The organism is Rhodoferax sp. (assembly GCF_023701345.1).
Lineage (GTDB): Bacteria > Pseudomonadota > Gammaproteobacteria > Burkholderiales > Burkholderiaceae_C > Rhodoferax.
The window spans coordinates 1-3,792 of the sequence record NZ_JAMPXE010000203.1; the positions used below are offsets into that span (position 1 = coordinate 1).

Genomic DNA, 3,792 nt, shown 5'->3' on the forward strand with positions numbered 1-3,792 from the left:
ATGGGGTCATAACCTTTGGACTTCCGTCATTCTTGAAAACTTTGGTGGAGGTAAGCGGGATCGAACCGCTGACCTCTTGCATGCCATGCAAGCGCTCTCCCAGCTGAGCTATACCCCCGAATCCACAACCACTTCGTTAGAAGCAGTGTTTGTTTCCAAGCCTCAAATTATAGCGTTATTTTTTGGCCACTTTTAATCTGGCGATAACTTTTTCACGATCAAAAAGAGCCAGCAAGGCATCCAGCGATGGCGTGTGCGCATTTCCCACCACCAACACGCGCACCGGCATGGCCAAATGCGGCATTTTCAGGCCGCAAGCCGTCAGCACTTCCTTGATGGCGGCGGCAATACCCGCCTTGTCCCAGGCGCAGGTGGCAAACTTGTCAGCCAGCATGGCCAGCGCCGGTTTGACGGCGTCGGTCACATGCTGGGCCAGATCAGCTTCGGCGGGTTGTACGTCGGCATAAAACACCGCCGCCCAGTCGGCCAGCGCCACGGTGGTGTCACAGCGGTCCTTGAACAGCGCGCAAATGCCGGTCAGGCGTGCATCGGCTTGGATGCCACGCTTGGCAAGCTGTGCCTGCACCAGAGGCGCCAGCATCTCGTCGGCGGTAAGCTTGATGTGCTGTGCATTGACCCAGCGCAGCTTGGCCTCGTCAAACTGCGCCGCGCTCTTGCCCAGATGGTCCAGGTTGAACCATTCCAGAAACTGCGCCCGGCTGAAAATCTCGTCGTCGCCATGGCTCCAGCCCAGGCGCGCCAGGTAGTTCACCATGGCATCGGGCAGATAGCCTTCTTCGCGGTACTGCGTCACCGGCTTGGCACCGTTGCGCTTGCTCATTTTTTCGCCCTGCTCGTTGAGCACAGTGGGCAAATGGGCATACACCGGCGGCTCCTTGCCCAGCGCCTTGAAGATGTTGATCTGGCGCGGCGTGTTGTTGACGTGGTCATCACCGCGAATCACATGGGTGATGGCCATGTCGAGGTCGTCCACCACCACGCAAAAGTTGTAGGTGGGGGTGCCGTCCGGGCGTGCGATTACCAGGTCGTCGAGCTCGTCGTTGCTGATTTCGATGCGACCCTTGACCTTGTCGTCCCACACCACCGAGCCGCCTTGCGGGTTTTTGAAGCGCAGCACGGGTTGCACACCTGCAGGAATCGGCGGCAGGGTTTTGCCCGGCGCCGGGCGCCAGGTGCCGTCGTAGCGCGGCTTTTCCTTGGCAGCGGTCTGAGCTTCACGCAGGGCATCGAGCTCGGCCATGCTCATGTAGCAGGGGTAAACATGGCCTGCGGCCACCATCTCGGCCAGCACCGCCTTGTAGCGGTCCATGCGCAGCATTTGGTAAAACGGGCCCTCGTCGTAATCAAGCCCCAGCCAGTTCATGCTTTCGATGATCACATCCACCGCCGCCTGGGTGGAACGCTCCAGATCGGTGTCCTCGATGCGCAAGATAAAGTCGCCGCCGGTCGATCGGGCAAAGGCCCAGGGATAGAGTGCGGAACGGATGTTGCCCAGGTGAATGAAGCCGGTCGGCGACGGGGCGAAACGGGTGCGGGTTTTGGTCATTGCAGAGTGTCGAGTTGTTGCAGGCCACGAGCCAGGTCGGCCTGGATGTCGCCCAGATGCTCCAGGCCCATGGCGACGCGGATCAGGCCCTGGCCAATGCCGGCGGCTTGGCGCTGTACTTCGGTCAGGCGCCCATGCGAGGTGGTGGCGGGGTGGGCAATAGTGGTTTTGGTGTCACCCAGATTGGTCGTGACCGAACACACCTGCGTGCTGTCGATCACATGAAACGCGCGCTTGCGGGCCTGCGCCGCATCGGATGCGCGCACATCAAACGACACCACGGCGCCGCCCAGACCGCTTTGCTGGCGCATCGCCAGTTCGTGCTGCGGGTGAGAGGTCAAGCCGGGGTAATAAACGTGCGCCACATTGGGTTGTTCCTCTAACCATTGGGCCAGCGCCAGTGCACTGTCGCACTGGGCGCGCATGCGAATCGCCAAGGTTTCCATGCCTTTGGTGACCACCCAGGCGTTGAAGGGCGACAGCACCATGCCCGCAGTGCGGTTGATCGGCCAGAACACATCGTTGACATATTTCTGGTTGCAACAAATCGCCCCTGCCATCACGCGCCCCTGGCCATCCAGGTATTTGGTGCCGGAGTGGATGACAAAGTCTGCGCCAAATTCCACCGGTCGTTGCAGCGCGGGGGTGCAAAAACAGTTGTCCACCGCCAGCAGCGCACCACCCGCATGCGCCACCTCGGCGAGCGCGGCAATGTCGCAAATGTCGGTGAGCGGGTTTGTCGGCGTTTCGGCAAACAACAGTTTGGTATTGGGCTTGAGCGCAGCGCGCCACTGGTCCACATCGGTTTGCGACACAAACGTGGTCTCAACACCGAACTTGGCGAACTCAACGGCAAACAGGCGCAGCGTGGCGCCAAACACCGACTGTGAACAGACCACATGGTCACCCGCGCGCAACAGACCCATGCCCAGCAACAAGATGGCGGACATGCCGCTTGATGTGGCCATCGCGGTTTCGGTGCCTTCCAGAGCAGCCAGGCGCTGTTCCATGCCGGTCACGGTCGGGTTGCCCACACGGGTGTAGGTGTAGCCGTCTTCCTCGTTGGCAAAACGTTTGCGCGCGGTTTCGGCATCGGGCTGCACAAAACTGCTGGTCAGGTACAGCGCTTCCGAGTTTTCACCATACTGGCTGGGCGCAATGCCGGCGCGCACCGCCAGCGTGTCACGGTGCAGGTTGTCAGGAAGTTTTTTAACAGTCATGGTCAGTCTTCGTGGTTGGGCAGGGCCAGACGCGAGTTGTCCTCCAGGGTTTCATCACCTACGACGCGGCTGGCGTTCAGCCGCTCGATGTCTTCCAGCGTGATGTCCCCGGTGACGTAGACCCCGTCAAAGCAGGACGCATCAAAGTCCTTGATGCTGGGGTTGAGCGAACCAATGGCTTTCTTCATGCCATCCACATCCTGGTAAATCAGGGCATCACAACCGATAATTTGGCGGATCTGCTCGACCGTGCGGTTATGGGCCACCAGCTCGCTCGACGTGGGCATGTCAATGCCATAGACGTTGGGGTAACGCACGGGCGGTGCCGCGCTGGCCATGTACACCTTGTTGGCACCGGCATCGCGCGCCATTTGCACGATTTCCTTGGACGTGGTGCCGCGCACGATGGAGTCATCCACCAGCAGCACATTGCGGCCCTTGAATTCGCTGGCGATCACGTTGAGCTTTTGACGCACCGACTTTTTGCGCACCGATTGCCCCGGCATGATGAAGGTGCGCCCGACATAGCGGTTTTTGACAAAGCCTTCGCGGTAGGGCAAGCCCAGCAATTGCGCCAATTGGGCCGCGCTGGGGCGGCTGGACTCGGGGATCGGAATGACCACATCGATCTCGCTGGGCGGCACCGTCGAGATCACCCGCTTGGCCAGGGTCTCACCCAGATTCAGGCGGGCCTGGTAGACCGAGATGTTGTCCATCACCGAGTCGGGACGCGCCAGATAGACGAACTCAAAAATACAGGGATTCAGCACCGGATGATCAGCGCACTGCTGCGCATGCACCTGGCCTTGCAGGTCAATGAACACAGCCTCGCCGGGCTGGATATTGCGGTCAAACTTGTGGTTGGTGCCCTCCATGGCCACCGATTCGCTGGCCAGCATCACGGTGCCGTCAGCCACGCCCATGCACAATGGCCGGATACCACACGGGTCGCGACACGCCAGCACGCCATGGCCGGCAATCAGGGCAATCACGGCATAGGAACCC

The 3,792-nt window shown here is 60.5% G+C and carries 3 protein-coding genes and 1 tRNA gene; all 4 read right to left on the minus strand.

The window, feature by feature from the left end:
* Positions 1 to 42: 42 nt before the first annotated feature.
* Positions 43 to 118, minus strand: a tRNA-Ala gene (locus NDI87_RS17000).
* 57 nt (positions 119 to 175) lie between these two features.
* Complete coding sequence (gene gltX, locus NDI87_RS17005) at positions 176 to 1,567, minus strand: glutamate--tRNA ligase (protein ID WP_296276770.1); 1,392 nt, start codon at positions 1,565 to 1,567, stop codon at positions 176 to 178.
* Positions 1,564 to 2,787 (minus strand): O-succinylhomoserine sulfhydrylase, encoded by a 1,224-nt coding sequence (locus NDI87_RS17010; RefSeq protein ID WP_296276772.1) that lies wholly within the window; start codon positions 2,785 to 2,787, stop codon positions 1,564 to 1,566. Before NDI87_RS17010 ends, gltX begins: the two co-directional genes overlap by 4 nt.
* 2 nt (positions 2,788 to 2,789) lie before the next feature.
* The coding region (locus NDI87_RS17015) for an amidophosphoribosyltransferase (protein ID WP_296276774.1) at positions 2,790 to 3,792 on the minus strand (1,003 nt) is incomplete at its 5' end.

Coding starts and splice junctions, on each gene's coding strand:
- NDI87_RS17010 (WP_296276772.1), bottom strand. CDS start 2,787: ATGACTGTTAAAAAACTTCCTGACAACCTGCACCGTGACACGCTGGCG.
- gltX (WP_296276770.1), bottom strand. CDS start 1,567: ATGACCAAAACCCGCACCCGTTTCGCCCCGTCGCCGACCGGCTTCATT.